The sequence below is a fragment of the Paraburkholderia aspalathi genome (genome assembly GCF_900116445.1).
Taxonomy (GTDB): domain Bacteria; phylum Pseudomonadota; class Gammaproteobacteria; order Burkholderiales; family Burkholderiaceae; genus Paraburkholderia; species Paraburkholderia aspalathi.
In genome coordinates this window covers 1-21,585 of the sequence record NZ_FPBH01000059.1, presented here as the reverse complement: position 1 = coordinate 21,585, position 21,585 = coordinate 1, and the positions used below count along the sequence as shown (strand labels likewise).

At 56.4% G+C, this 21,585-nt stretch carries 17 protein-coding genes and 1 pseudogene; 5 read left to right on the top strand and 13 right to left on the bottom strand.

The annotated features are described in order from the left end of the window. Positions 1-219 precede the first annotated feature (219 nt). Complete coding sequence (locus BM438_RS43070; protein ID WP_093647437.1) at positions 220-816, top strand: TetR/AcrR family transcriptional regulator; 597 nt, start codon at positions 220-222, stop codon at positions 814-816. A 1,717-nt stretch (positions 817-2,533) separates the two neighbouring features. Here BM438_RS43070 and BM438_RS43060 read toward each other — a convergent pair. The 9 genes from BM438_RS43060 to BM438_RS43020 form a co-directional block, all read right to left on the bottom strand. Further along, positions 2,534-4,483: an AMP-binding protein gene (locus BM438_RS43060; protein WP_093647415.1), complete on the bottom strand. Its 1,950-nt coding sequence runs from the start codon at positions 4,481-4,483 to the stop codon at positions 2,534-2,536. A gap of 255 nt (positions 4,484-4,738) precedes the next feature. Beyond that, a complete protein-coding gene (locus BM438_RS43055; RefSeq protein ID WP_093647413.1) occupies positions 4,739-5,926 on the bottom strand; it encodes a porin in 1,188 nt (395 codons plus the stop codon). Between the two features lie 208 nt (positions 5,927-6,134). Next, positions 6,135-7,028 (bottom strand): SMP-30/gluconolactonase/LRE family protein, encoded by an 894-nt coding sequence (locus tag BM438_RS43050; RefSeq protein WP_093647411.1) that lies wholly within the window; start codon positions 7,026-7,028, stop codon positions 6,135-6,137. 48 nt (positions 7,029-7,076) lie between these two features. Continuing rightward, positions 7,077-8,402: an MFS transporter gene (locus BM438_RS43045; protein WP_093647409.1), complete on the bottom strand. Its 1,326-nt coding sequence runs from the start codon at positions 8,400-8,402 to the stop codon at positions 7,077-7,079. A 257-nt stretch (positions 8,403-8,659) separates the two neighbouring features. Continuing rightward, the gene (locus BM438_RS43040; protein ID WP_093647407.1) at positions 8,660-9,529 is read right to left on the bottom strand and encodes a fumarylacetoacetate hydrolase family protein; all 870 of its coding nucleotides are present in this window, start codon (positions 9,527-9,529) and stop codon (positions 8,660-8,662) included. A 22-nt stretch (positions 9,530-9,551) separates the two neighbouring features. Beyond that, on the bottom strand, positions 9,552-10,304 hold the full coding sequence (locus BM438_RS43035) for an SDR family NAD(P)-dependent oxidoreductase (RefSeq protein ID WP_167378553.1): 753 nt from the start codon (positions 10,302-10,304) through the stop codon (positions 9,552-9,554). Between the two features lie 73 nt (positions 10,305-10,377). Then, complete coding sequence (locus tag BM438_RS43030; protein WP_167378552.1) at positions 10,378-11,829, bottom strand: flavin-containing monooxygenase; 1,452 nt, start codon at positions 11,827-11,829, stop codon at positions 10,378-10,380. Positions 11,830-11,945: 116 nt separating this feature from the next. Then, positions 11,946-12,776, bottom strand: coding sequence for an SDR family NAD(P)-dependent oxidoreductase (locus tag BM438_RS43025; RefSeq protein ID WP_093647401.1), 831 nt, complete (start codon positions 12,774-12,776; stop codon positions 11,946-11,948). Positions 12,777-12,918: 142 nt separating this feature from the next. Next, positions 12,919-13,872, bottom strand: a complete 954-nt coding sequence (locus BM438_RS43020) for a LysR family transcriptional regulator (protein WP_093647399.1) — start codon at positions 13,870-13,872, stop codon at positions 12,919-12,921. Positions 13,873-14,274: 402 nt separating this feature from the next. On the opposite strand from BM438_RS43020, the gene BM438_RS43015 reads away from it, so the two are divergent. From BM438_RS43015 to BM438_RS42995, 4 genes are all read left to right on the top strand, one after another. Beyond that, positions 14,275-14,730, top strand: coding sequence for a nuclear transport factor 2 family protein (locus BM438_RS43015; RefSeq protein ID WP_093647397.1), 456 nt, complete (start codon positions 14,275-14,277; stop codon positions 14,728-14,730). A 30-nt stretch (positions 14,731-14,760) separates the two neighbouring features. Continuing rightward, positions 14,761-15,636: a TauD/TfdA dioxygenase family protein gene (locus BM438_RS43010; RefSeq protein ID WP_093647394.1), complete on the top strand. Its 876-nt coding sequence runs from the start codon at positions 14,761-14,763 to the stop codon at positions 15,634-15,636. Continuing rightward, a complete protein-coding gene (locus BM438_RS43005) occupies positions 15,633-16,781 on the top strand; it encodes an alpha-hydroxy acid oxidase (RefSeq protein WP_093647392.1) in 1,149 nt (382 codons plus the stop codon). The genes BM438_RS43010 and BM438_RS43005 overlap by 4 nt, the downstream gene beginning before the upstream one ends. 389 nt (positions 16,782-17,170) lie before the next feature. Continuing rightward, the gene (locus BM438_RS42995; protein WP_093647388.1) at positions 17,171-17,377 is read left to right on the top strand and encodes a hypothetical protein; all 207 of its coding nucleotides are present in this window, start codon (positions 17,171-17,173) and stop codon (positions 17,375-17,377) included. A gap of 10 nt (positions 17,378-17,387) precedes the next feature. Here the strand turns inward: BM438_RS42995 and BM438_RS42990 are convergent, their stop codons facing one another. The 4 genes and pseudogenes from BM438_RS42990 to BM438_RS47170 all read right to left on the bottom strand — a co-directional run. Continuing rightward, complete coding sequence (locus tag BM438_RS42990) at positions 17,388-17,651, bottom strand: glutathione binding-like protein (RefSeq protein ID WP_244179605.1); 264 nt, start codon at positions 17,649-17,651, stop codon at positions 17,388-17,390. A 1,262-nt stretch (positions 17,652-18,913) separates the two neighbouring features. Next, a complete protein-coding gene (locus BM438_RS42985; RefSeq protein ID WP_093647383.1) occupies positions 18,914-19,378 on the bottom strand; it encodes a GAF domain-containing protein in 465 nt (154 codons plus the stop codon). A gap of 712 nt (positions 19,379-20,090) precedes the next feature. Then, positions 20,091-20,867, bottom strand: a complete 777-nt coding sequence (locus tag BM438_RS42975) for a response regulator transcription factor (protein WP_167378551.1) — start codon at positions 20,865-20,867, stop codon at positions 20,091-20,093. Between the two features lie 269 nt (positions 20,868-21,136). Continuing rightward, positions 21,137-21,585 (bottom strand): annotated as a pseudogene (locus tag BM438_RS47170) (DDE-type integrase/transposase/recombinase); the annotation flags it as partial.

Genomic DNA, 21,585 nt, shown 5'->3' with positions numbered 1-21,585 from the left:
AAGTTCGTAAATTGCGCACAGTGATCTCATTCACCGTTTCGCGTATCAACGCATCACCCTTCTGCATACTTTCGTCGCAAGCGCATCACGATGGCCATCGCCATCGTCAGCTCAATGATGACTGCGTCGCACATCAATGTCAATGGCATTCGCCATTGTTTTGTGGGAATATGGCACGAAGCGATGCGCGGGCAAGTAAAACAGCAAGGAGAACAGTTCATGGGTGTCTCAAAGCAGCAAGCCATTAAGAATCGGCAATCGATCACTACTGCCGCGGAGAAGCTCTTCCGCGAACGGGGCGTGGACGCGGTCGGACTGGCTGAGATCACGAAGGCCGCAGGCTTCACCCAGGGTTGCTTCTACAACCATTTCGAGTCAAAAAATGCCTTAGTGACAGCTGTGATGAACAACGCCATGAAGAACGGTATAGATCGATTACTTGAGGATATCGAAGAATCCAAGGCAAACGGGATGGATCCCATCAAGCGCCAGATCGATTGGTACCTGTCCCCCGATCACCGGAGCGACGTCGAATCCGGCTGCCCTGTATCCACCTTCGCCGGCGACGCCCGGCGGCTGAACACGGAGGCGCGCCAGGTCTACGCGGAGGGAATCGCGCTGAATCTTGATCGCCTCACCGACGCGTTTGCCGGCATCAATATAAAAGAATGCAGAAAAAGGGCTATCGCACTCTTAAGTCAATTGGCGGGAACTTTAGTGCTGTCGCGTGCAATAGCCGACGCTAATCCCGAACTGGCCGACGAAATATTGCAAGACGGCCGTCGACGATTGCTGCTTGATTTGGCTGACTATTGAGACTCTTCAAGAAATGATTGATCCGGTGCGATTTTCCGCGACTATGAACGTCTCGGGCTATCAGGCTGAAGAGAAGAGATGGCATTGACGAACCATGTTGACCGTTTTTGTTGAGGCAAGAAGTTGTGCTAACGTAGGTGCGCGCACAACCCGACGGACGCCATCAATAGCGCTCTGTTCGAGTGAACGAGCGACCAGACCGATCAAGCTGGTCAACGTGTATGTGCCCGTTCCCGGATTCACCTGGGCAAACATAGAGCCATGTTCGATATCTCGAACGGATTTCCGCCTCCTCTTGATACCGAAGGCTCGAATACATCAGGATGATTCTCTGCCAATGTTCGTGGACACTCATTTGGCGCGTGGATGAAACCGCACGCCTTTCGTGGCGATTAACTGGAGGTCCAACGGCGTGAGTTGACTCGGCTACGCGACTGAATCACTTCCGACTTCCCCCTCTCGCCTTCGAACGTAGCTCACCGCTGAAAACGAGGTCACTATGACTATTTGGAGTCAGCAACCGGCAGGCCCACCCAGTCTTGCACATTTCCCCAACGCCGCACCTATATGTAACCGTCCGACCACGACCGTTCTTGACGGCGCCAGGGGCAAACGGAGCAGGCGACTCCGGATGGCCGTCGCGCCTCGCATCGCCATGTTGGGCCGTGCGCGTCGCCACAGCCAGTCTCCGGAAACACCCCGCGCCGGCAGGCTTGGCCGCGCGGCTCAGAACGGTGCTAAAAACGACAGCCGGACTTGCTGCTGGAAACTGTTCACGCCGAACATAACGGTGTAATCGAGCCCGAACGTCATCGACCGCATCTGGAACTTCGAGCCGACGCCGAACCCGGTCCTATGCCGAACGGATGATCGCTCCGCCGCAGATCGCGGCTTCGTGGACAACGTCACCTTGCACGGAACGGCTGCTGTTGAAAATCGCCCCCCCGTCTCAGAAGACTATTCGGTAGTCGTGGACTGCGACAGCTGGGTGCCGCTGGATGTGCGACTGCGACCTATGATCGTATTCAAAGGCGCACGAAACAGGAGGCCGAACGATGGACAAGACACCGCACTTTGTCCATTGCAACGGCGGTATCAATGGACAAGTCGGCATCTGCTAGCAGCTTGATTTCCAAGCACAGCGCTTTGTCCATTGCTGACATACTCAGGTGTCAACCAAGTGCGAGGCACGAGGCCGCGAAACTCGCGCCGATTAAGAGCCGCGCCCGCGTCGGGTTGGTAGCGCCATTCGATATAGCTGCCGAACGCATCGATGTGCGCGCGTGTGACAGGTAGATACAACGAGGATGACAGCCCTTGGTGATCGAGCCTCGCAAGTTGACCCCTCGCAACGTGCTCCCGATTTGGCAAATACATCAGCGACTTCAATACGTGCAATTTCGCTGATTCGCATCCCGCAAGTGACACCCAGAAGGAGGATCAGCGCGTCGAGTTCCTTGACGTATGCCGCATTCGAACTTCGAAGCGCTTCCAGATTCTCCTCCACGACGCCTCTGCGATGACGCGCGTCCCCTAGCTGAACCTCCAGCGACTGGATTTTCCTCCCGACACGGGGTCTCGCCCAGTTCCGCCCTGCACGCCGCGGAATCGAGGTCCTTATGGACGCGTGCGCTGACGCTCGATCTCGAGGACCGCCCGCTTATCTTCCGCCCGTAATTCGCAACCCGCGAGAATCGCTCCTCGTCACCTTACAGCGCTACGCGGAGGGATAATGTGGCTCGTCAAACAACGATTCACCCTTTATTCCCCGGCTGTTCAGGAGTTCTTCAATTTCAGACAACGCCTCGGGATTGTCGATTGTGGGCGGAATGGAGACGGCTTTGCCGTCAACGATTTGAAGCAGCGACCGTCTGAGGATCTTTCCCGAGCGCGTCTTCGGCAAACGCTTGACCACAAACGCGGCCCGTACGGCTGCTACCGCGCCGACGTGTTTCCGAACAGTCTGCAGTGCTGCCAACTCAATCTCTGCACGATCAGTACTGACGTGGTCCTTGAGGACCATAAATACCACAGGTACCTGTCCCTTGAGCGGATCGGACATGCCCACGACGGCACATTCCGCTACCGGCGAAAGTCTCGCTATAACCTCCTCAATCGCACCCGTCGAAAAACGGTGCCCGGCAACGTTAATAACATCGTCGGTGCGTCCCATGACATAGATAAAACCATCCGCGTCGATGTACCCGGCGTCACCCGTGTCGTACCAACCCGCAAACCGCTTGAAGTAGGAGCTTTCGTAACGCGAGTGAGCGTTCCAGATGCCCGTCATGACGCCTGGAGGCAAAGGCAGCCCGCAAACGATGTTACCCGAGACGCCTGCAGGAACTTCATTGCCATCGTCGTCGATACAACGCACGTCCCATCCCGGCATCGCGCGACCCGCTGCGCCTCTACGTCGGTCCCCACACGCATCCTCTTCCAGTGTCGAAGCGGCAATCGCCCAACCGGCCTCAGTCTGCCACCAATGATCGATTGCCGGCACACCCAGCATGTTTTCTGCCCAGGTCACCGTCGGCGTATCACAGCGCTCTCCTGCGAGAAAAACCGACCGCAAGCTACTGATGTCGTGATGCCACCGCCGCTTGCCCACGCAAGACTCCCAAAGGAACGTGCCGTCCGGATCTTCTTTCTTTATCGCGCGCAACGCAGTCGGCGCGGTAAACAGGACATTCACGCTGTGCTTGGCAATCACCCGCCAGAACGATGCAGGATCCGGCGTGCCGACGGGTTTCCCTTCGTATAGTACAGTGGTGCATCCATTGAGTAGAGGACCATACACCATGTAAGAGTGCCCGACGACCCAGCCTATGTCCGAGGCCGCCCAGAACACGTCACCTGGTAGGCATTTGTAGATGTTGTTCATGGACCAGGCGAGCGCTGTCATGTAGCCACCTGTGTCCCGGACGATACCCTTCGGCGCACCGGTGGTGCCAGAGGTATGCAGGATGTAAAGCGGATGCCCCGATGGAACGGAAACGGGGTTGACCACATGCGCGCCGCGCATGGCTGTATCCCAGTCGATGTCGTCCGGCTTCAGTGTGACAGATTCGATTTCGCGCTGGTACACGATAATCGACCCTTCCCACGCCGCAAGCCCGACCGCTTCGTCGACCGTCTTCTTGTACGGTATGCGGCGTTCACCCTCAAACCCGAACGATGTCGTGACGATTGCCGTCGGACGTGTATCGCCCAGCCGCGCGGCCAACTCTTTGGCCGCAAAGCCTCCGAACACCACGCAGTGCGTTGCCCCAATGCGTGCGCACGCAAGCATAGCCACGATTGCTTGCGGTATGACAGGCATATAAATGACAACGATATCGCCAAGACCCACGCCATAGCTTTGCAACACGCATGCGAATTTCGCCACCTGATCCGTCAGTGCGGCGTATGTGATCGTTTGCGCGGTGCCGGTCACGGGACTCTCGAAAGCGATGGCTGTCTGTTCGCCACGGCCAGCCTCCAGATGCCGATCCAGGCAATTGTAGCTCGCGTTGGTGCGCGCGCCGTCGAACCACGAAAAACGGTTCCCCGGCTGGGTCAAGAACACATCGTCCCATGGGCTCGTCCAATGCACGTGCCCAGCCGCATTTGCCCAGAAGGCTGACGCATCCGACTTCCAGGCGCCTCGGACCTTGGTGTAGTTCATCGAGTCTCCTGCACACTTGCTTTGAAATGCCGATCGTTGTCGAGTGTTTCCTTAGTTGACATGCCTAGTTATCCTTTTTTTCCCAGCAATGTTGAGGCTTCCGACAGATCAACGAATGTTCTCTGTCGCAATAGACTTCGACTTATCTTAGGGTGATCCGGAAACAAGATGCCCGTGATCGAACGAAACATACTGTTCTCAAGATGGAAACGAACTTGCTGAAACGATCACGGGCCTGCCGCATTCCCCGCTGACTCAGAAAGCGTGTCGCAACACAGCGCGGACGACAAACTGATGGTTGTTCGATGAATCACCTAGATTCACGACATCGGCAACCGCAGGGGCGCCGGTCGAGGACGTCCCGGACGCATGCTGCCAGGCGGCTTCGACATAGATATCGGTACGCTTGGATAGAAATTGATCCGCTAGCAAACTGATCTGATGGTAGTGTTGATTCCCGACCGTTTGTCCGTTCGCACCGGTAACGCCTTTGCTTGTAAGGTAGTCATAGCCGACGGTAAAAAACAGGAAGGGACTGTACGTGTATGTCGCGCCCGAATCAAAGTCATTGAATCGAGCCGTCCCGCCCGCGAGAGCGCCGCCCAGGTTTGCATACTGGATATTCGCAAACGACGTTACCAGGCTAACCGGGCCGATCGCGTAAGTCGCACGAACGATAGCCACTTGGTAGGCGCTCGCGCTTGCGTAGCCCTTATTCAGTGAATTGGCGAGTTGGGAAGCTCCGTTTGGGTTGTCGGTGAACAGGCCCGATCCGGCCGTGGACGAAGTGGGATTCTTAAAATATTGGAACGCCGCGCCGATCGATAACGGTCCACCCTCATATTTCGCCCCCAACGAATATCCACTATTCGCTGTAGTATTTCCGGGCGCGCCGCCGACGCTATACTCGGCACCGTAAGAGAAGCCGCGATAGGTCGGGCTCATATAGCGTATCGCGTTGTTGACCCGAACCGAGTCGGCTGTGTTGGCGAGATCGCCCGGCGGTGCGAAGAGGGAGGTACCAATCGCTCCGCTGTTCCGCAAGAATGCAATAAAGTAAAAAACCATGTCGTATTGCCGCCCAAACGTAAGGCTGCCGGCTTGGTCGCTTTTCAGTCCGACGAAAATCTGCCGACCGAATAAATCTCCGCCTTGAGCAAGTGCCCCGCTATTCAGATTCACCCCCGACTCGAGCGTGAAAATTGCGTGCAACCCTGAACCAAGATCTTCATCGCCTTTCAATCCCCAGCGACTTCCTGTGAGACCGCTTGTCGAGTCGAGAAAAATCCTTTTCCCGCCATTCGCGCCGCCTGTATTGCTCTGATACACGATCCCTTCGTCAATGAGACCATACAACGTGACACTGCTCTGCGCATGCACGGTGCTCGAGAGCATTCCGAGAGCCGTGCAACACAAAGGCGCTATCATTTTTCTTGTCTCCATCCTGAGTTCTCCTAATATATTATATAAAATCCGCCGATCTTGTCGGCGCATGCCTCGCCACCTCACACACGTCAAAATTCAGAATTTCCGCTGTATGACCGAACAAACAAATACTTCGGTCTGGCGACAGCCCGATGGAGTGCCCATCATGCAGCGGCCCGCCGCCATCCCGACACCTCTCTGACTAACCTTCTTCGTTGCGTCTCAATCATCCAACCCAGTGCCGCATCGGCGCGCCAGCGACGGGTGAACGAAAACTTGCTATCCGGTTCATTTTCAGTGAACCGACATAGACGGTCTGCAGATCTTCTCCGCCGAACGTCACGCTGGTCGGGAATTCAATCGTTGAGCCGGCCGGATCATCAAACACTGTCAACGCCGTGCCGTCTGGCTTCAGCACGACGATCTGATTGCGCGTCACTTCTGTCACCCAGAGGTTGTTGTGCGCATCGAACGCTATTCCGTCAACCATCGCGCCTTCGAAGAACGGCATTGGACCAAAGGGCTCTCTTCCATCGAGCGACCCGTCGGCGTTCAGCCGATAACGGGTGATTCCGCCGGCCATGGTTTCGGCCACGTACAGAAATTCTCCGAGGGCGTCAATTCTTACCTCATTGGTGAACCGGAGTCCATCGGCAACCCGACGCACATCCCCGCCGTCGATCAAAAGAATATATCCATCAGGAATCGCCGCCTTGAGCGCATCGGAACGCGGCTCGGTCACCGTCGAGACGGTTACCCAAAGCCGATCCTTGCTGTCTACGTAAACGAAATTCACCGCACCGAGCCTCTTGCCGTCCAGGCCGTCCAGAAGGATCGTCTTGGCGCCACTACGATCGATCCGGTATAGATTGCCTGCGCCGATATCGGCCACGACGAAGTCGCCGCTGGCCCTCATCGCAATGCCGTTTGGCACTCCCTCGTTCGGGCCAATTAAGCGTTGAGCACCGGTTTGCGCATCAATGTGGGTCATCGCGCCACGGTTGTCGGCAATCCACAACGTGCCGTCGCGTTCTGCAATGATGCATTCGGGCCGGCTCAGGTCGTGACCGATATAGGTGATCTGGTCAGGGTTCACCACGAAATCATCAATACGGTTCATCACAGCTCCTCTGAATAAATGGCCTTTCCAGAATGACGATGCTACTCGTCACGTTACCCTCCGGCGGTTTTCAGACACCATCCGCTGCGAAGTGGCAATATCCACGTCCGTGGGCAACATCAGATGAGCGCACAGCGACCCGAGTAATCCTGTCGCGCCCACGTAGATAGCCACCGACGTCATATTTCCGTAGTGTTCGGTCAGTTTGGTTGCGATGATTGGCACAATGCCGCCGCCAATCGCCGCTCCGATCTGAATACCTAACGAAATTCCCGAATAGCGCAATTCTGCAGGGAACTGGGCGCTGTAAAGCGCCGCTTCGGGTGCATACATCAAAGGATGCACAAGCCCGAGCGCAATCGAGATCGCGAGCGTCAAATAGAGCGGCGCTCGCAGTTCTGCCAGAGCGATGATCGCGGAAATGCACACAGCGACGGCGATGCCACCCATCCTCGAAACATTGCGCGCGCCGACCGTCGAACAGAGCCAGCCGGCAACTAGCATGCCGACAAGTTGACATGCCGCCCCGATCATCAGTGCTTCAAGCGTATCGCTTTTGCTGATACCCAGCCGTGGTGCATAGGAGATCAGGAAGACAGATGCGGTGTAGTAGATCGTGACTTCGCCGATCTTATTGCCGACGCTCAGCAACAGAAGCTTCCAATGAGCGCGCAGAACGTCGAGCGCAGGAATCCTTGCGGTCTTGTTTCGCTCCTGAACGACCACAAAATCCGGCGTCTCCGGTATCGATTGTCGAATGTAGTAGCCGCCGATCACCAACAAAACGCTCGCAACGAAGGGCAGACGCCATCCCCAGGCGAGAAAATCGCTCTCCGGAAGCCGCGTGACAATCGCGAACGATGTTGCTGACATCAGCAACCCTACCGGAGACCCCGCGAGCGGCAAAGCACCGAGAAAACCCTTCAACTTCGGAGGCGCATGTTCGACCGCGAGCAGGATGGCCCCTCCAAATTCACCACCGAAAGCGAGACCCTGCAGCAAGCGCATCAGCACAAGGAGTATCGGGGCCCAGACGCCAATCGAGGCATAGCTCGGGACGAGGCCGATCATGCCCGTGGACAGGCCCATCATGATCAACGTGATCGACAGCATCGTCTTGCGCCCGATGCGGTCTCCGTAGTGTCCGAAGATCAGCCCACCGAGGGGGCGTGCAAGCAGTCCGCTCGCAAAGGTGCCAAACGACGCAATGGTTGCCGTCGCAGGATCGAGATTCGCGAAAAATACCTTGCCGAATACGAGCGCCGACGCCGTGCCATACGCGATAAAGTCAAATCCTTCAATCGCGGAACCCGCCACAGCCGCCGTGCATACACGCCACAGCGACGGTCTGCCATATTCCTTTTTTGCATCCATCTATGTCTCCTTGGTTTGTGTTCTTCGGCGTCAGCCGCTAATGAACGACTTTTTAGAGTGCTCTATGGTTCATATCGCTTATTTCGTATAACGTATCTTTAAACTCCGACGTTGTCCGGCGTCGTCTTTTCCCACCTTACCCGCGCATCGGCTTTCTCACCAATCCGATGCTAACCGGGCCGAAGGATCAAGAACGGCCGCTAACGGGGCCGTTGGTGGAGGCGCCACCAGGCTGCCTCTTCGACCATAGCCGTGAATCACACCGCCACCACGCGATTCAGGAGTGTTCCTATACCCGCAACGTCCATGCGAATCCGATCGCCGGGCTTCAGCCAGCGCGGCGGGTCGCGGAACATGCCAACGCCAGACGGCGTGCCCGTCGCTATGACATCGCCCGGTTCCAACGTGAAGTATTGGCTCAAGTACTCGATCAGGACAGGAATCGGGAAAATCATCTGACCGGAGCGGCCGCGCTGTACGAGTTCGTCGTTCACGCGGCATTCAAGGACGATGTCGTCAAGAGAGCCTACTTCGTCGAGCGTAACGAGCCATGGGCCCATTGGGCAAAACGTGTCGAGACTCTTTGCGAGACTCGTCGAGCCCGACTTTGGCATCATCTGTATCTTGCGTTCGCTGACATCGTTGACGATCGTCAGGCCAGCGATATGTCGCGCCGCTTCGCTGCGCGAGACATTACGGGCTGTCTTGCCGATCACTACCGCGATTTCCACTTCGTAATCGAGCTGGCGGATTGCAGACGTATGGTGAATGTCCGCGCCATGTCCAATTACCGATCCTGGCCATTTGAAAAAGATCTTTGGCACATCAGGCAATTCAACTGCCATTTCGTTTGCATGGTCCACATAGTTTCGACCCACGCCTATAATCTTTCCGGGTCGCGCGACCGGCGCAAGCAGGCGCACCTTTTCGATCGGCAAAGGCGGTTCGCCAGTGCGGACCCAACCAGCCGCTTCCGGCGTCACGTGATTCGCTAATGCAGCAAGCAGTGCGGCAAACGGGTCAGTCGCAGCCGAGATTTTCGGCCCGGGAGTAATGCCGACGATGCGGTCTTCGTCGACAAAGCCGAATCCGATAAGATTGGCGTGCTGGTAGCGTGCGATCTTCATGATTGTCTCTGTTAGCCGGTGTTCACGCAGACGCGGGAATAAAAGCCCCGCGGGTACCACCGTCCACGGGAATCACGGTGCCCGTTACGTAGTTCGACTGTTCACCTAGATAGAACTCGATCACCGCGGCCACGTCCTCGGGTGTTGCGACCCGGCCGAGTGGTGATGTGCCCGACGGTCGATATCTACCAGTGCGGCCAGGATCGCTATTCGCGCGGATCATCGGAGTATCGACAGTGCCGGGTGCCACAGCGTTGACGAGAATGCCCTCCCCACCGAGTTCAGCCGCTAGTACACCCGTCAAAATGTGCAGCGCCGCCTTTTGTGCGCCATATGCCCCATTTCCTACTTTTGGCCGAATTCCCGAGATTGAGCCGACGAACACAATCCGGCGTAGCGCGTCGCTTCGCTGCATTCGCATCGCCTGGATCGCGGCACGCGCGCAAAGCCATGCGCCGCGCGTGTTTACCGTGTAAAGCGTGTCGAAGTCGGTGGGGTCCATGTCGGCGAGCGCACCGATTCGCAATACACCCGCCGAACAGACCAGAGCATCTGGTGCGCCGAAACGATCGGTAATCTGCGAGAACGCCGAATCGATCGATGCGCGGTCCGCGACATCGCAACGCAGCGTGTAGGAGTGGTCATTGAGTGCTGTCATGCCGGCGTCGAATGCGACGTCCAGCATGATGACGGTCCACTGCGCGCTGAGCAAGCGTTGCGCGGCAGCCTGGCCGATACCTGATGCCGCTCCGGTGACAACAGCGATCCTGTTCATATACTGCGCTCCATCAAGAACTGACTGACGATGTGGGTCCGCAAGCCACGTCGATGCGAGACTAACTGTTTCATCATGGGTGTTGGGAGTTGCTGATGCGATTGCCGGAAAGCGCATCCTCGCGAAGCAACGCGCCTGCCGCGCCGCGTACGGGATGTTGAGGAGCGCGGCGTGCGCGATGTTTCGCCTCCTTTAGCGATTTGCGCAACTCCCGGAAGTAGATAAGATGTGGCTCCTCGATGGTGTGCCGAAGCGAAGCTTTGTAATATCGCTTGATGAAATCCTTCTTCGCCTCAATAGCAGCGTGCATTTCGTTGACCGTCGGAAGCGTCGCTTGCCCCAGTTCAAACGGCAAGATCCAACGCATCTGGTGTTCGAAGGCATTGGGAAGCGAGGTGGTGGTATTAAGCATGCCAATGAAGTACAGGCCATCCCAGCCAGGAGGTACGATCCGCTGGTAAAGGTCCACCGCATTGTCCTTGATCGGCACAATCGATTCGGAAATAAAAGGCAGCTCAATCTGATAGCCAGTGGCGGCGATCAGCACGTCGAACTCGTCATTAGATCCGTCTACGAAGTGAATGCGGTTCCCTTCAATCCGCTCAATGCCCTGCTTGACATTAATCCGGTCGTAGACGATGTGCTGGACGAGGACCGCGCTGCTGGTTGTGTGAGCCCGTTGGGCCAGCGCCTTAAAGCCAAGATCGGTCATACGGCCGTGGAACAGGCGGACCAGTGTCGATGTAATGCGACTGCGCAGCCAGTTCGGAACCCATTTTCGTTCGAGTTTGATCGTAAAGTCGGTGAACGGACGTCCGAAAATTAGCTTCGGCACGATCATCACGCCGGAGCGTGCGACCATTACGGTGCGTTGCGAGTTGACGCAAACGTCGCTGGCAATGTCACAGGCGCTATTGCCAACGCCCACAACACATATGCGCTGGCCAACGAATGGCTCCGGCTCCCGATAGTAATGCGAATGAATGTAAGTGCCCGAGAATTTTTCACGAAATTCATTGACATGCATTGGCAACGACAAGTGGCCGCTGGCCACCATGACGCGGTCAAACGTCGTGATCTCCCCATGTTCAGTTTCGACTTCCCAGAGTGGTGCTTCCGCACGATAGCATCCGGCCGGCCGGACATCGACGATGGTCGTATTGAACCGAATACGCCGCGTCAGATCGAAATGGGCCGCATAGTCGACCAGGTATTTGTGCATATCCCGATGGTCGGGAAACATCTGCACGTCTTCACGGAAAGGGAAATCGCTGAAATTAGTGAGATTTTTGGCCGAATTGATATGGAGGGTTCGATACGCGGAAGACCGCTCGTTGTCGTTTCGGTAACACCAGACACCACCAATCTGACTGCCGATCTCGAAAATCGTCACATCCTCAAAACCAGCCTGGATCAGATTTTTGGCGCAGCAAAGACCCGCCGCGCCCGCGCCGATGACGGCAAATCGTCGGGTCTTTGAGTCAGGCGCAAGCGCGGATACACGTGTTCGCTGTTGATATTCCATTTCTACTCTTTCCATACGTGTCACAAAATGAACGGATTCCGGAAGGTCGAACTAGCGGCGACCTGGCGGTAATTTCACGCAATCTACTGATTTGGGGAGAAAACGCGTCCCATATGCTATGAGTGCTGCGTCGCGGTCCGATCGCCCCCTGCCGGCGCGTCTGTCTTAGTGGCGACGCGGTGCCGGCCTCCAAAGTTGTCCCACGAACTACTGACCAGCCAGCCGCAGTCCACCGGTAAATTAACTCCGGTAATCGCCGAGGCAGCATCCGACAACAGAAACAGGCAAGCGTCAGCGACTTCGTCAGGTTCTACCATGCGGCCCATAGCCGAATTGCTGTACACATGCGGGTCACGCTCGCCAAGCTTGAGACGGCGTTCTACTCTCGCCGTGCGGGTAAATCCTGGCGATACACAGTTGACGCGCACACCGTCCCTTCCCCACTCGGCGGCCAGACAAGCAGTCAACGAGATAATTGCCGCTTTCGCCGGCGCATATGAATACAATGGGGCCGAGCGCATTCCGGCCACCGATGAAATGTTGACGATGGTTCCACCGCCCCGCTTCGCCATCGCCGTACCAAAAGCGGCGCAACTTAGATACATCCCACGCAGATGAGTTTGCTGCACGGCGTCCCAGGTCTCCAGCGATAACTCGTCCGGCGAATCCGTTGGTTGTGAAATCCCGGCGGAATTAATGACGCCGTAAACCGGTCCAATCTCGGTGTCGATGCGCGCAGCCAGCGTTCGCAACTCGTCGACGCGAAGCAAATCTAATTCGTAGAACACGCCGCTCAGTTCATTGGCGACCTTCTGCCCTGCCTCAACGTCCCGATCAAGGATGACGATGCGCCATCCCTGTTCATACGCAAGCCGTGCGCATGCCTCGCCGATGCCGCTAGCTGCGCCTGTGATAGCTAGGGTAGGTTTTTTTGAATCGTGTCTCATATGCTCTTCCTAATCAAATGATTTCGCTTAACGAACCGAAGAACTAATATTCCATTCGTCCGATATTTGCATCGGTATCCGAATTATTATTCTTCCGCATTCGATAGCGCTATATGAAGCAATGTGTTGCTTGACCGTGTTCCTAGTGAATCCTTTCCTGCGACGCGTTCGCTTGCTGAACGTACGATCGAGTTTCCGACCAGTTCTGCCGTCCACCGATCTGTTCGCGCAGAAAATCGATGAATGTGCGCACCCGTGATGGCAAATGGCGGCGGCTCGGATACATCGCATAGATGTCCAAGCCGATCGGCGTGGACTCCGGCAATACGATCACCAGTTCGCCGCTCGCCAGATCATCATCGATCATGTAGAGCGGATGCATTGAAATGCCGTGCCCAAGACGTGCCGCATGTAACAGCGGCTCACCAAAGTTCGCTCGAACCGAACCCTCGGGCCGAACAGTGCGTGGGCCGTTTGTGCTCTCGAAAATCCATAGCCCGTTGGACGACTTCCTCGTGTTCACCAAGCAGTCGTGCTTGTCGAGATCGTCGATGCTCGCCGGCATGCCCCGCTGCGACAGGTACCTAGGAGAGGCAACGAGATACTGCGGCACGCGGGCGAGCTTTATCGCGACATAGCTTGTGTCCTTTAGCTCCGGCGCGATGCGAATCGTCAGGTCCAGGCGTTCGCTGACCAGATCCGCGCTGCCGTCATCCAGCTTGAGCAGGACTTGGACGTCCGGATGGCTTTCGGCAAACGCGGTTACCACGGGTACCAAGTGATACGCGCCAAACGAAGGTTGCGTTCCGACACGCAATACACCCCGCGTACCGCCGACCGAATTCCTGAGACGCCCCTCCATGTCTGACATTTGCTCGAGCAACGTCTGCCCGGTTTCCAGCAACGTCATCCCGGCTTCGGTCAAGCTGACGCTCTTTGTCGTCCGCGACAGCAGCTGCATGCCCAGGTTTTGCTCCAGCCACGCGACATGCTTGGTGACATTACCCTTCGACATCGCAAGCCGTTGCGCAGCGACGGAGAAGCTCGCAGCGTGAGCCACTTCGATGAACACCTCGATACATCGTAGACGATCCATACAAGCTCTTACGAAAAATAGGCGGCAGCATCACATGTGTGCCGTCTCCGCCGGGTCAGCAAGGCCGTTTTCAAGTGGCTCGTGATGCGTCGAAAGTCACGCTTCTGGATTCGAATCCTAGTGCCGAGATCACGCGACTCAAAGAGAAAGCGTGGAAACAAGTTGTTCTCATTCTGGAAACACGGAGATGAGCCGAATTTGAAAAGCCTGCGCCATGCTTAGGCTCTGTGCGACACACGGGGTTATCCCTTAGGTTTCCGCTGTTGTCTTGTTGCGCTCCGGGGTTGTTCCCGTTTTGGAAACAGGCTGTTCTCTGCCGCCCCCCTTTCGGCACTCTACGGGCAACCCTAGAATTCCCACCAGAAGATGACCGATTCAACACTCATTTACTGGAGACAACTCATGTCCGCAAACCTTGATTCCACAGCAATTACGCCCACGACGCTCACACTACTAGTGCAGACGCAACATCGTTTTTACCGTTGCCTCGATCGCTTCGATTACGACGGGTTGCTTGCCGTGACTTGCGATGACCTGCGCTGGCATCGTCAAGGGCAATGGCTGATCGGCCATGACGCGCTACTCGCGACTATGCACGCACGGCCGGCGACACAACGCGTCGCGCATGTAATCACCAACACGTTTATCGTCGAATCGACCGTGGACGAATGCAGCACCGAGTCATACATGACGGCGTATCGATTCGACGATGGTAGCGAGCATGACGGGCCCGTGAACATCGAACGGCCCTTTCGGCTCGATCACGTTATCACACGCTTTCGCCACACGGCGCAGCACGGCTGGCGAATCGCGGAGCTGGTGCCGACACCGGTGTTCCAGTTCTCCGGCGCCTCTTGAGCCAATTTCCATCGCATAAGGAAAACAATCGTGAAAATCACTCCAAGCCCTCATGCACTAGGCGCGATGGTCGAGGATTTCGACCTGGGTCAGCCGCTTTCGGACGCGTCGTTCGCGGCGTTGAAACACGCGTTGGGAAAACATGGTGTGTTGTGGTACCCGCGCCAGCAGCTCGAAGCCGCGCAACTGAAGCGGTTCGCCGAACACTTCGGCACGCTCGAAATCAACGTCGCAAACAGTTTTCAGGAGCCGGGGATTCCCGAAGTGATGGTGCTGTCGAACATCGTTCGCGACGGCAAGCCGATCGGGCTGGCCGATGCCGGACAGAGTTGGCACACGGACATGTCGTACAGCCGCACGATTGCCTTTACGAACATTCTGTACGGCATAGAAGTTCCGTTTCGCGACGGGCGTCCGCTCGGAAACACAGAGTTCTGCAACATGCATGCCGCCTATGACGATTTGCCGACATATCTGAAAACACTTCTGAATGACAAGACCATCGAACACGATTTCAACAAATTTTGGGAAATGATGCGACGCGAGAAAGGCAGTAGCCGCCCACCGCTCACCGCGGAACAACGCGCGGCTAAGCCACCGGTATCGCACCCTGTCTTCCTCACGCATCCAATCACGAAACGCCGCGTGCTTTATGCGAACCCCGGCTACGCGATGCGCGTCAATGGGATGCCCGAGGATGAAAGCGGAGAGATTCTTGACTATCTCTTCAAGCATCAAGTGCAGGACAAGTACCGCTACAAGCATCCGTGGAGCGTAGGCGACGTACTAATGTGGGATAACATTGGCACTATTCACAATGCAGTTGCCGACTACCGTCCGGACGAACACCGTCTGATCAAGCGCTGCCAGGTCATCGCCGACAAGGTCTTTGCGGAGGTCATGTGAGGGCGAGTGCGCGCGCACATTCGATCGACGAGTTACGAGCTTTAGCGAAGCGCCGGCTGCCACGCGCCGTCTTTGACTTTTTCGACGGCGGCGCAGAGGAGGAACTGACGCTGGCCGGCAACCGCGCAGCGTTCAGCCAGCATCATCTGGTGCCTCGAGTACTGCGGGATGTCAGCCGCGTATCGGTCGACACAACGCTTCTCGGCAAGCGAAGCGCCCTGCCTCTTGCCATCGCACCTACGGGCGCGGTGGGATTCGGTTGGCGCGGTGGCGACATCGCGATCGCGCGATCAGCCGCGCGATATGACATTCCATATGGACTATCGACGTCCGCAACGGCCTCCATCGAAGCCATTGCCGAGCATGCTGCGCCCTCGCGGCGATGGTTTCAGGCATACGTCCTGCGCAATCGCGCTTTCACCGACGCGCTGATTGAACGCGCGCAAGCGGCCAATTATGAGGCGTTGGTGATTACCGTCGATCTGCCGGTCGGTGGCAAACGTGAACGTGATTTCCGCAACCACTTCGCGATCCCGTTTCGCTACACCGCCCGTAACGTGCTCGACTTCGCTTCCCGCCCACGATGGGCGCTTGCGATGCTGCTCCACGGCGTTCCCGAGATGTCGAATCTGCGTGGTCTCGACTCGGTCGCAAACAACGCCAATGCGACCGCATCATCGGTTGGCCGCAACTACGACCCGTCGTTCAACTGGAATGACCTCGAACGCATTCGTGCGCGCTGGAACGGGAAGCTGATTGTCAAGGGCATCGCCCATACCGACGATGCCCGCCGTGCCGTTTCGCTCGGCGCAGACGCGTTGGTCGTGTCGAACCATGGCGGACGTCAGCTCGACGCAGGCATGCCAGCTCTTGCAGCATTGCCTGCAATCGCAGCCGCGGTGGGCGATTCGGTCGAGGTCATGATTGATGGTGGCGTGCGGCGGGGCTCCGATATCGTCACAGCCCTTGCACTTGGCGCCAAGGCTGTACTAATCGGACGCGCGACGCTATATGGCGTATGTGCCGACGGCGAAGCCGGCGCGACACGCGCGCTCGATATCCTGCGTGACGAACTCGTACGTACGATGCAGTTGTGCGGCATCGCATCGATCTCAGAGATCGGACCGCACCTGCTTCAGCAATGACCTTTGGCCGGAAGGCAAACCTATCGCCCTCGCTCGTGCAACACGGAGCGGATCAGCGGAATGAAGTCGACGGAGAAACGGATGTGCGCTGGAACGTCCTTGCGTCTGCTGGTCGATAAGTGGCTGATGCCCAATTCGTCAACGCCAATTCGGGTCATTCGATTCGGCCGCATACATCCTGACGGGACGCGATTTGTGCGCATTGCGGTATTGCGACTGGAAGGCTCGATTGCGCTTTATTTCTTCCGGCACGATGACGGTACGTGGCACGTGGTCCCTCCTGCGACGAGGCGCCCAGCGATACGTGTCTATGCGAATACCGGGTAAAAGGGACATCGGCAGTCGGAACAGCGACGAATACGTTTAGGAAACTACCTGGAATCACGCCGATGGATGAGTCAAACTACCTCGCGCCTGAACACTTGAGGCAACTGGAAGCGTGGGCGACTGCCTGGTATGATGAAGCGATCAAGGCGGACTATATTGGCGCTTCCTATCATCTGGATACAGTGACCGTGGGCCGTCTGCGGGACTACTTCAAAGCTGGGCTGTCGCCCGCAGAGGCCGCTCAAGCTTGCTTTGGCGGCAAGCACTAAGAAAGGCTCTTCAGCGGCGGCGCTGGGCCTGGGTGGATACCTCGTCGTACCATCGCTGAAACGTGGTGAATTCCGCTGGAATCGTCATCTTGAACGCTTTGGTGGCGAAGTCAACCGTCATCAGCGTCGTGATGTCTACCACAGAGAATTCCGTGCCGGCCACGTATTGCTCCCTATTCAGACGCTCATCGAAGTCCGTGAAAAAATTGGCTACGCGTTGTCTGCTTCGCTCGACCAGTTCGGGAATCTGGTCGTATGCGTGTGGACCCGACACGATGACTCTACAATTGCCGGAACGCCGTGACAGTCGTATTGTTCCATCTTCACCCAATGAAGCATTGACATCTAGCCCGAGTTGGATGGCAGCAACGGCAACCTCGCACGAGGACCGGCATCGCCCCAATCGTCAGCACGAAAACTACCTTCGACCACTACCGCAAGGACACCGGGAGACTGCTGCTGTGATCCGTGCTCCAGATTGACAAGCCGCTTTCCTCGCTGACCCACGAATGTCTGCTTGCCAATCTGAAATTTCTCGCCGATCCGCGGCCCGGCGCGCGATGAATGGCTAATGACGAGCACAAGCACGCGCGCTCCCCTTGGCGGTCGTTCCGCGGTCCTCCTTCCGCTGGCTGCCAGCGCCAGGCGATGGTGATTCTAAAAGTCATGTTTGCGTGGCCGGTGCAGGCGGGTTATCTTGCCGTCAATCCCTATCGCTTTAGCATCAGCGCGCGGCGCGCCAAGCCGCGTACCGTCCGTTACCAGCCCTCTGAACGATGGCTTACAGTCAAATTTTGGATTTAAACGATGCTGAAAGAACTGGACCGCGATCAAGAGCATCAATCGCACGTGCGCTCGCTACTCAGCTGATCTATCCGCCGGGCAGCGCATTGCTGAAGTGGGTGATAACAAAATGGGCCGATTTCTCGGCCGTCGCGACGTGAACGGCGAAGAGCGTTGGCGAGTCAAAACACTGTGCAAAGGCGGCAAGGATCACCTGTTCCAGCTACCGTCGGAATGATAGTGGAGCTTGGCGTGTATCGCCGTGATCGCGGACTTCCGCAGTTGCTTTCGCCCAACGAAGACATGCCCCTCGTGCTGACGACTGGCCGGCCCAATTCTTGTACGATTTATTAGTACATTGTCGTCTCATCGTACGTAAACGGTCAGCTGCTAGGCACGCACTCTTTCAATGAGCGGTAATCCTTCGGTGGAGTATGTGCTGCTTTCGCCCGACCGCTTTTTACGAACGCAGAGGTAGGAATTCAATGGCAGGGTAACGTCGCCGATGCGTCGACATCGTTGAAGTGATCTAAGGTGTGATGGTCGCCATTTGGCGAACTGGGCCTACTTTTCAGATCAGCCAGTGTTTTGCACACCGGCGGGGTCATGCACGACTGCCATTGCAAGTTCAAACTAACCAACCGGCTCCGGCGAAACTGCCTCGCCCCTTCCACGCCACCTTTTCTTGCACATCGGGCCAGTCCTCTGATTTGGTCAATGGATCCTTCCGTGGATACGAGGCAGTATCGCGGGTTATTCCTCCCGCATCAGTAGCCTTTCCACTCGGTTGCGAATCGCTTCTACGCTCTCCCGATCTTCTGAACTATAGTCTCGGGGAGCGTCGTGGAGCACGCAAACCGTGCCGTAAATCGAGCCGTCCCTGTTTTTCACCGGAAAACCCAGATAGTTGACTAGGCCGAACTCAATTTCATCCGCATTTCCAGACCATTCCGCGCTCTGACGAGAATCGAGCACGAAGAGCTCCGAACGCGATTCGACCACACGCTCGCAATACAGTTCATGAATATCTGGACCGGCAATGCTTTTTTCCCCTTCGGCACCGACCGTGTAAACTGACTCGAATTGGCCGCCTGACGCTTCTACCTTCATGTGCTGCTGCTGGGAACTCATGATAAGGATCGACTTAACGCCTAGGCGCTCCGCCGCCCGATCAAGCTCATCTTCAAGCACACAAAATAATTTCGACGATTTTGCCATACGAGCCTCTGTATCGAATTTTTCCAAGCCACTAGTATAGGAAGAAATTCAATTCCAACTAGCATTAATCTTCATATGCTTACCACGTTTCGAATTATCGATTTTTAAGAAGACTATCACTTCGCAATCCCGGCGATAGAACAACTCGGCGGTGCCTAGCTGTGGGCCTCATTCAGCCACGCACGATATGACTAGCTGACCAGAGTGAAGTCCACCGGCTTCGTCTCAAAGAACGCAGACCCTGTCTAGCTGTCCGCTCCGCAAATCGTTTCTGTCATTGTCTTTCGATTTCTCTCTTAAAAGCTTTTCCCTCCCGCTCGACCACCGCTGCGGAAGGGCCTGCAACAGCCGTCTAGAAAAGGTGCGGCCTCCCCATTACATCAGGGCGGTGGTAAAAAAAGGTGGTCTTCACCCGCACCTCTTCTCCATACCCTATCAAAGGACGCTGCAACTGCAGCGGTATCACCAGAGCCGATAGAGCCAGGTACGCGTCTGTTTTCTCCAAGAGACGTCCACGAACGGATTGTAGAAATTTCCGCTCGGCCCTTGCGGACGCATCCGATCTTCTGCGGGTCTCCTGTTTGCTGACTGCCTTCGCCCTCTGGGCGTAGCGAACTACTTTTAAACTCAAAATAAAGGAAAAGATATTTTTGCAATCCATGGAAGCCGCAGCGCGGACCGGTAGGACCATCGCTCTCCCAAAGCGAGTGCTTTAGGAAGTGCTTTCCACCGAAAGTCCGGAATCGACTTGGCACTCGTCGGTCAACATCGGACCTGGCGAGTCTCCGTTGCGCTCGTCACTCATTAGCGGATAACGGATAGCAGGATCAAGCCTATAGCCGTAGTTATAGATCGGTATGAGCACGTAGTCAGCGTTCTCCCGAAACCGCAGCTTCGCGCGGATCGCGGAGATGTGCGTCGTCATCGTACGAGTATTGATGCGTTCATCATGGCGCCATACGCATCCCGCGATATACACCCGCGAAACGGGCCGGGAGAGGTTGCGAAACAGCAGCAAGGCCAGCGAATACTCCTTTCGCGTCAATGCGACGCGAGCGCCGTTGATCAGCACGCTACGCCCATGCGGTTCGAACAGATATTGGCCGAACCGCACCGTGTCCAGATTCGCGTATCTGTCCCACGCCCTACCGAGAGTTGCCCTGACACACTTGAGAAGACTGCTCGCGGAGATGGGTCTGACGAGACGGCCGTCCCCGTCGCGGGCAATGTGACCGAACTGGTAGTCTCGACTGCCGATAAAGAGCATCGGTCGATCGGACCAGAATCTCTGCCTCAGACGCTCAATAAGCCGCATGTCGAGATGTACTCCATCCCCATCGATAATTGCAAGATCGGCTTCCTCCGCCCAAGGGCTTTCCATCAGTGCGTGGACAGTTTGATAGCCGCGGCAGTGATAACCGGCCTGCCGAAGCGTGCGCGTCAATGACCATTGATGATTCGGATCACTCTCAAGTGCAACCAATTTCATGAGGTCTGCTCGCATTGATAAACCCGCATGAACCGCACTGGCGGGCCGGCGTCGTGCGTCATTGGGATGTTTCTATTAATTCTGAATCCACGCCAAAGTCAAGAGACATGGCATATTAAATTACTCAATAAATTAACAAACTGTTTTGCAAAAAATGAAAATTCTGAGAAGAACAACGATACGATGAAAGTGCTCCTGCTTGCGTGTTTCGGAGACTGTGGTGAAAATGACGGGCGCGAGCGTAGAACGGCGTACTCACCATTGCATCGTCGCGCTGAAAGGACCACCTTCCAAACAGCGGGCGCAGTGGTATCTTTGAGGTGCAAGCGTGCGAGGTTGAACTGGTCTTTGCGAATTCGATGCATCAACTCGACACCGGATATCGTAGTGGTCACATCCCTGAAGCGGTTGACGCCCAGCATCGCGTTGACCCTGGACCTGATGTTGCGATGATCCTACACGATCAAGTTGCTCAAATACTTCGTGGTCGCAACGCCGTGTCCGCGGGCAGAGACTGGTCCGCCTTCATTTCGCACACCGCGCGGTGAGACGCAGCGTAACCGTCCAGCGTGACTGTCTTCGGGGCGAGCTCCTGACTCCTGATCGATTTCGCAAAGAAAGCTTTGGCCTCGGCGACATCGCGCCTGACGCTGAGCCGGAAATCGACCGTCTTTCCTGCGCGGTCACAACTGCACCGTAAACATAGACCCATTCGCCA

Coding starts and splice junctions, on each gene's coding strand:
- BM438_RS43070 (WP_093647437.1), top strand. CDS start 220: ATGGGTGTCTCAAAGCAGCAAGCCATTAAGAATCGGCAATCGATCACT.
- BM438_RS43060 (WP_093647415.1), bottom strand. CDS start 4,483: ATGAACTACACCAAGGTCCGAGGCGCCTGGAAGTCGGATGCGTCAGCC.
- BM438_RS43055 (WP_093647413.1), bottom strand. CDS start 5,926: ATGGAGACAAGAAAAATGATAGCGCCTTTGTGTTGCACGGCTCTCGGA.
- BM438_RS43050 (WP_093647411.1), bottom strand. CDS start 7,028: ATGAACCGTATTGATGATTTCGTGGTGAACCCTGACCAGATCACCTAT.
- BM438_RS43045 (WP_093647409.1), bottom strand. CDS start 8,402: ATGGATGCAAAAAAGGAATATGGCAGACCGTCGCTGTGGCGTGTATGC.
- BM438_RS43040 (WP_093647407.1), bottom strand. CDS start 9,529: ATGAAGATCGCACGCTACCAGCACGCCAATCTTATCGGATTCGGCTTT.
- BM438_RS43035 (WP_167378553.1), bottom strand. CDS start 10,304: ATGAACAGGATCGCTGTTGTCACCGGAGCGGCATCAGGTATCGGCCAG.
- BM438_RS43030 (WP_167378552.1), bottom strand. CDS start 11,829: ATGGAATATCAACAGCGAACACGTGTATCCGCGCTTGCGCCTGACTCA.
- BM438_RS43025 (WP_093647401.1), bottom strand. CDS start 12,776: ATGAGACACGATTCAAAAAAACCTACCCTAGCTATCACAGGCGCAGCT.
- BM438_RS43020 (WP_093647399.1), bottom strand. CDS start 13,872: ATGGATCGTCTACGATGTATCGAGGTGTTCATCGAAGTGGCTCACGCT.
- BM438_RS43015 (WP_093647397.1), top strand. CDS start 14,275: ATGTCCGCAAACCTTGATTCCACAGCAATTACGCCCACGACGCTCACA.
- BM438_RS42995 (WP_093647388.1), top strand. CDS start 17,171: ATGGATGAGTCAAACTACCTCGCGCCTGAACACTTGAGGCAACTGGAA.
- BM438_RS42985 (WP_093647383.1), bottom strand. CDS start 19,378: ATGGCAAAATCGTCGAAATTATTTTGTGTGCTTGAAGATGAGCTTGAT.
- BM438_RS42975 (WP_167378551.1), bottom strand. CDS start 20,867: ATGAAATTGGTTGCACTTGAGAGTGATCCGAATCATCAATGGTCATTG.